Genomic DNA, 6,417 nt, shown 5'->3' with positions numbered 1-6,417 from the left:
GGCAGGGCGGCCGCCGGCGACATTATTGGCCCGTTCCGTCTTGCGGCGCCGCGGCATCGCCGGGCACCGTCTCGAGGCCGACCAGCGCGATCTTCAGGTAGCCGGCGCCGCGCAAAAGGTTCATCACCTGCATCAGATCGCCATAGCCGACCGCCTTGTCGGCGCGCAGGAAGATGCGCGTCTGCCTGTCGCCCTTTGTCCTGCCGACAAGCGCAGCGGCGAAAGTTTCGCGCGGCACCGTATCGTTGCCGATTGCCAGGCTCAGATCGTCTTTCAGCGTCAGGAACAGCGGCGTCTCCGGCCGGGGAGCCGGCGTCGCGGTCGAGCCCGGCAGGTCGACATTGACATCCACCGTCGCCAGCGGTGCCGCGACCATGAAGATGATCAGCAGGACCAGGATCACGTCGATGAACGGCGTGACGTTGATCTCGTGGTTTTCCTCGAGATCGCCGTCGATGTTCTCTCGAATTCTAGCCGCCATGGCGTCGCTCCGTGTTCATTCCGCGGCCATCGGCTTTGCCGGCGCGACCGTGCGGAAATCGAGATCCCGGCTGACCAGCCGTTCGACCCCTGCCGACGCATCGGCAAGGATCTGCCTGTAGCCGGCTATCGATCGCGCAAAGACGTTGTAGATGACCACCGCCGGGATCGCCGCGACAAGGCCCATCGCGGTGGCCAGCAAGGCTTCCGCGATGCCCGGGGCGACGACGGCGAGATTGGTGGTCTGCGCCTGCGAGATGCCGATGAAGGCATTCATGATGCCCCAGACAGTACCGAAAAGGCCGACAAACGGCGCGGTCGAGCCGATCGTCGCCAGGACACCGGTGCCGCGCGACATGCGCCGCGCCGCCGCCGCCTCGATGCGCGACAGGCGCGAGGTGACCCGTTCCTTCAACCCGTCGCCGGACACATGATCGAGCGAGCCGGCCGAAAGCGCGGTTTCCTCCTCCGCCGCCCGCACCAGCAGGGCGCCAGGACTGCCATTGTGGCCAAGCGCGCGCCCGGCCTGGTTCAGCGTCGCGGCATTGCCGATCGCTTGCGCCGCGCGGCGTGCGCGCAGCTTGCCGCCAAGGATTTCCAGCGACTTGGCCAGCCATATCGTCCAGGTGACGAACGACGCGAAGGCCAGCCCGATCATCACCGATTTCACGACGATGTCGGCTGCCATGAACATGCCCCATGGCGACAGATCATGCGGGAGGGTCACAGACGTCGACGTCGAAGGATCAGTCTCGATGCGTGTGGCCTCGGTGGGCGTAGTCACGCCGGGTGTGGTCACGCCGGGCTGTGTCGCCGGTGGCGCGACCGCGCCTGGCGCAGCCTCTCCAGGCGCGGGAGCAGGCGCCTCGATCGCCGGGGCCGCACCCGGTTGCTCCTGGGCGGCAGCGCCGCCGGCCGACAGGATGACGGATGCGATCAACGCCGCGAACAAACCATGTCTGGACAAGGGCTTCTTCCTTATTCTCACAGTGGCCTCATTGCACATAGCCGATGGGCTGGCCGGTGACGGGGTGCGCAAACACGCCCATCTCGACACCGAAAATTCCTTTGAGCACGTCGCCCTGCATGATCTGGTCCGGCGTGCCGCGCGTCAGCAGCCTGCCGTCCTTCAGTGCGATCAATTCGTCGCAGTAGCGCGCCGCCATATTGGGATCGTGCAGCACGACGACGACGCACAGGTCGCGCTTGCGGCTGAGGTCTCTGACCAGCCCCAGCACCTCGACCTGATGGGCAATGTCGAGCGCCGAGATCGGCTCGTCGAGCAGCATGACGCCGGCATTCTGCGCCACCAGCATGGCCAGCCATGCGCGCTGGCGCTCGCCGCCGGACAATTCGTCCACCAGCCGATCGGTGAAGTCAGCCATGTCGGTCAGGATAAGCGCCTCGTCGACATGGCGCCTGTCCTCGTGCCCGAAACGGCCGAGCGCGCCATGCCAGGGATAGCGCCCGAGCGTCGCCAGTTCGCGCACGGTCAGGCCGGTCGCCGCCGGCGTCGTCTGCGGCAGGTAGGCGAGCGCGCGGGCGAGCTCGCGCGCACCCCACTGCACCAGCGGACGCTGCGCGAAGGTGATGCCGCCCGAGCTTGCCGGCTGCTGGCGCGCCAACAGCTTGATCAGCGTCGACTTGCCCGAACCATTGTGCCCGATCAACCCATAGACGCGCGAGCGCTGCAGCTCGAGCGTAACGGGACCGAGCAGCGTCCGCTCGCCGACAGCAAAGCGCACCGCTTCGACCTGGAAGGCGGTCTGGGCATGTGTTCCAGCCACGGTGTTGGCCTCTCTTTGGCTTCGCGCGCGCATTTCCATAATCGGTTTCGGCAGTCCGGTTTTCGGCGCCGATGCCCGGTTGACTATGAAACATGACTTTACTAGTCAACAATGAAGATGACTTTTTGAGTCAACAAAATGTCACGGCGCGCCGGAATGCGTCGAATTTCGAAAAAAGTGGAGCGTGCCGAGATGGTCGTTGGTTCAGGTCGCGGAAAAATCCGAGATGAAATGCCTGCGCGCCGAAACCTCCTGATCGCAGCGATGTCGCTGCCCGTGCTGCTTGGCAGCGGCCACGCCGTCGCGCAGGAGGCGACCACCACTCTCGACCCGATCAACGTCCAGGAGCGCGTCGAAAGCGCCTTTGGGACGGTCGACGGCTATGTCGCCACCCAGGGCTCCACCGCCACCAAGACCGACACGCCGCTGATCGAGACGCCGCAGTCGATATCGGTGGTCACCGCCGACCAGATCGCGGCGCAGGGCGTGGAAAGCATCGGCAATGCCATGCGCTACACGGCGGGCGTCGCCGGTGAGTTATGGGGCAATGACACCCGCGGGCTCGGCCTGCAGATTCGTGGTTTCGATATATCGGACGAAGCCTTCTACAAGGACGGCTTGCGCCTCAAGGGATCGGATTTCGCGACCTTCCTCTCGCTCGACCCCTATGGCGCGGAACGCATCGAAGTCCTGCACGGACCCGCCTCGGTGCTCTACGGCCAGAATAGCCCGGGCGGCATCATCAATTACGTCAGCAAGCGCCCGACCGACGAGACGTTCCGGGAGATCGAAGTCAGTGCCGGCAGCTTCGACCGCTATCAGGCACAGTTCGACATGGGCGGCAAGGTCGATGAGGCCGGCGTGCTCAGTTACCGGCTGACCGGGCTTTTCCGTGACGGGGAAACCGATGTCGACTTCGTCGACGACGATCGCATTTTTCTTGCGCCGTCGCTGAAATGGCAGCCAGACGAAGACACAAGCCTGACATTGCTCGCAACCTACCAGCGCGATCGAACCGGCTGGGGCATCCAGTTCCTGCCGGCCGACGGAACGGTGTTCCCGGGCCTGAACGGGCAGCGCCTGCCAAACAATCGTTTCGTCGGCGAGCCGGCATTCAACGAGTTCAACCCGACACTCGCCATGATCGGCTACGAATTCGAGCACCGGTTCAACGAAACTTGGCTGCTGCGCCAGAACGCCCGCTATTCCTACCTCGACAATGACGAGCAACTTGGCGTGTTCGGCGGCGGCGCCAACCCCAATCCCGATCTGGATCCCGGCCTCGATCCCGATGGCCATACCTATCATCGTTATGCCGATGCCGGCCGCTCGAAGCTCGGCAACTTCTCGGTCGACAACCAGACCCAGGCGACATTCGACACCGGACCGCTCGCCCACACCCTGCTGATGGGCCTCGACTATCAGTATACCGACTACAGCGATTGGGCCGGGTCAGGAACGGTCGCTCCCCTCGATGACATCTTCGATCCGATTTACGGCGCGCCGGTGACGGACCTGACGCCCTATAAGGATACCGACACCAGGCAGTGGCAGGTCGGTCTCTACGCGCAGGATCAGATCAAATACGAAAACTGGGCGCTGACCTTCGGAGGCCGCCAGGATTGGACGAAAAGCGAAATTCTGGACAAGCTTGAGGACAGCACGATCGAGCAGTCGGACAGCGCCTTCACCGGCCGGGTTGGCCTCGTCTACCTCTCCGATATCGGGCTGGCGCCCTATCTCAGCTATTCGACGTCATTCTATCCGGAAATCGGCACTGACAGCGACGGCAAGGCTTTCAAGCCGGAAACCGGCGAGCAATATGAGGTGGGCGTGAAGTACCAGCCGGAAGGCTGGAACAGCTTCGTCACAGTCGCCGCCTTCGACCTGACCCGCGAGAACGTCGTGCGCAGTTTCGGCAACGATAGTTTCCAGACCGGCAAGATCCGCTCGCGCGGCATCGAGGTGGAAGGCGTGGCAAGCCTGGACTCCGGCTGGGACATCAAGCTCGCCTACGCCTATATCGACATGGAGATCCTCGACGATTCCGAAGGCAACGGCGGCAACATGCCCTATGGCGTGCCGAACCACCGCTTGTCCCTCTGGGGCGACTACACCTTCCATAGTGGCAAACTGGAGGGTTTGGGCTTCGGCGCCGGCGTCCGCTATATCGGTTCGAGCCAAGGCGACGACGAGAATTCTTTCCAGGTGCCGGCGGCAACGCTGGTCGATGCCGCCCTGCACTACGACTGGAAGAATATGAAGTTCCAGCTCAACGCCAGCAACCTGTTCGACAAGACCTATGTTTCGACTTGCTACAATCGGAGTTCCGGCTGCTTCTATGGAGAGGGCCGCAAGATCACCGGCTCGATGAAGTATCGTTGGTGAGCGAATCGCGGCGCCACATCGAGACCGCCGCCGGCTCGCTCACCAGGCGTGAGTGCATCTGGGCATTGGCTGCGGCGTGGTGTGGAATTGCGGCATTGCCGGCGCGTGCGGCGCGGCCGCCGCGGATCGCCTGCCTCGAATGGACTTCGGCAGAGATGGTCATCTCGCTCGGGATCGGGCCGGTCGCTGTCGCCGACATCAAGGGTTATCGCGACTGGGTCGTGGGTCCGGCTCTTCCCGCCGGCTGCATCGATCTCGGCTCGCGCGGCGAGCCCAATCTCGAACTGCTACTGGAGCTCAAGCCCGACCTGATCACCGGCTCCTATGGCTTCGGGCTCGACGAAGCTCCATTCAAGCAGATCGCGCCAGTGCACACGGTGCCCTTCTACGATGGTACCGAAGCGCCTTATCGCCAGGCCGAAATTGAAACGCTGAAACTTGGCTCGCAGCTCGGCCGGGAGGCTGAGGCGCAGCGGCTTATCCAGGAGACGGCGGCAGCAATCGCCCAGATCAGGGCACAATTGTCAGGACGGGCAAAGCAGCCACTCGCGGTGGTCAGCATGTTCGACGACCGTCACGTGCGTGTTTACGGCAAAGGCGGTCTGTTCCAGGACGTGCTCGACAGGTTGAGCCTCACCAACGCCTGGACGGCGCCGACCGATGGCTGGGGGTTTTCCATGCTGGGCATCGAAGAGCTGGTTGCGATCGGCGAGGCTCGCGTGGTTTCCCTCGATCCGATCCCGCCGCATGTGAAGATCAGGATTGACCAAAGCAGCCTCTGGGCGAATCTTCCCTGCGTCAAAGCCGGCAACGTAAGGACTATCCCGCCGGTATGGCCGTTTGGCGGACTTGCCGCGGCTGCCCGCTTTGCAAATTTGCTGTTCCGGGCATGACCATCATGCAGTCCACGGCCGGCCATCGTGCTCGTTTCATGGCAGGCGGTTGGATGCTCGTCGCCCTGGTCGGCGTGCCGGCGGTGCTCGCCGCATATCTCACCGCTGCCGGGCTTTTACGCCTGTTGCCCGCCGACATGTGGTGGCACTCGCTCGGCGCGACGGACCTTGCCGATCCGCGGCAGCTGCTTTACCGCCATGCCTTTCTGCCGCGCCTGGCAATCAGTCTGCTGGCCGGCGCGGCGCTCGGCCTGACGGGCACGCTGCTCCAGCAGGTGCTGCGCAATCCGCTCGCCGAGCCGACCACCATAGGCACCAATGCAGGCGCCACCGTCGCCCTGACGATCGCCACGCTCTACGCGCCGTGGATGCTGGAGCAAGGTCGCGAATGGGTGGCGCTCGCCGGCGGCGCCTTGTCGACGCTGGCGGTTTTGACTCTGGCCCAGGGTCGGAGTTTCTCGCCGATCGCGATCATCATTTCCGGCCTGGTGGTCAGCCTCACATGCAGTTCGGCGAGCGCCCTGCTGATGGCGGCCAATCGCGAATATTCCGAGGAACTTTTCATCTGGCAGAGCGGTTCGCTGATCCAGAACGGCGACGCCGTGGTGCTCGGGTTCGCGCCATGGCTCGCGGTGGCCGGCATTGCTGCCTTCCTTCTGCTCCGGCCGCTGCGGCTTCTGGACCTGAGCGACGAGGGAGCGGAAAGCCTTGGGACGAAACCCGTGGTGACACGGCTGGCGGGGATGACTGTCGCCGTCGCGCTGAGCAGCATGGTGGTCGCAGCCGTCGGCGTCATCAGCTTCGTGGCGCTTGCGGCGCCGGCGCTGGTCAGGCTCGCCGGCGCACGGACTTTGCGCCAGCGCATGAGC

Annotated in this window: 6 protein-coding genes; 3 read left to right on the top strand and 3 right to left on the bottom strand. The window is 64.2% G+C overall.

Features of this window, described 5'->3' with window-relative positions; genetic code table 11:
• Positions 1 to 22: 22 nt before the first annotated feature.
• The 3 genes from exbD to E5W87_RS32385 are packed head-to-tail and all read right to left on the bottom strand — an operon-like array spanning position 23 to position 2,267.
• Entirely contained in the window at positions 23 to 481 is a 459-nt protein-coding gene (gene exbD / locus E5W87_RS32395) for a TonB system transport protein ExbD (RefSeq protein ID WP_292407123.1), read from the bottom strand.
• A 15-nt stretch (positions 482 to 496) separates the two neighbouring features.
• A complete protein-coding gene (gene exbB / locus E5W87_RS32390) occupies positions 497 to 1,447 on the bottom strand; it encodes a tonB-system energizer ExbB (protein ID WP_292407120.1) in 951 nt (316 codons plus the stop codon).
• Positions 1,448 to 1,475: 28 nt separating this feature from the next.
• Complete coding sequence (locus tag E5W87_RS32385; protein ID WP_292407116.1) at positions 1,476 to 2,267, bottom strand: ATP-binding cassette domain-containing protein; 792 nt, start codon at positions 2,265 to 2,267, stop codon at positions 1,476 to 1,478.
• Positions 2,268 to 2,498: 231 nt separating this feature from the next.
• Here E5W87_RS32385 and E5W87_RS32380 point away from each other — a divergent pair, with 231 nt between their 5' ends.
• The 3 genes from E5W87_RS32380 to E5W87_RS32370 all read left to right on the top strand — a co-directional run.
• Positions 2,499 to 4,655, top strand: coding sequence for a TonB-dependent siderophore receptor (locus tag E5W87_RS32380; RefSeq protein ID WP_292407113.1), 2,157 nt, complete (start codon positions 2,499 to 2,501; stop codon positions 4,653 to 4,655).
• Positions 4,652 to 5,548 carry an ABC transporter substrate-binding protein gene (locus E5W87_RS32375; RefSeq protein WP_292407111.1) on the top strand — a complete coding sequence of 299 codons (897 nt, stop codon included), beginning with the start codon at positions 4,652 to 4,654 and terminating at the stop codon, positions 5,546 to 5,548. The genes E5W87_RS32380 and E5W87_RS32375 overlap by 4 nt, the downstream gene beginning before the upstream one ends.
• A gap of 53 nt (positions 5,549 to 5,601) precedes the next feature.
• Positions 5,602 to 6,417, top strand: an 816-nt coding sequence (locus E5W87_RS32370; RefSeq protein ID WP_292407108.1) for an iron chelate uptake ABC transporter family permease subunit, incomplete at its 3' end; no start/stop codon positions are given.

Origin of the sequence: Mesorhizobium sp. (genome assembly GCF_004962925.1) — a bacterium.
Taxonomy (GTDB): Bacteria; Pseudomonadota; Alphaproteobacteria; order Rhizobiales; family Rhizobiaceae; genus Mesorhizobium.
Note: the sequence above shows the minus strand (reverse complement) of the source record. Positions and strands in the feature narration are given on the sequence as shown.

Bases quoted from the DNA above. Each gene is read 5' to 3' on its own strand.
- exbD (WP_292407123.1), bottom strand. From the start codon at position 481: ATGGCGGCTAGAATTCGAGAGAACATCGACGGCGATCTCGAGGAAAAC.
- E5W87_RS32380 (WP_292407113.1), top strand. From the start codon at position 2,499: ATGCCTGCGCGCCGAAACCTCCTGATCGCAGCGATGTCGCTGCCCGTG.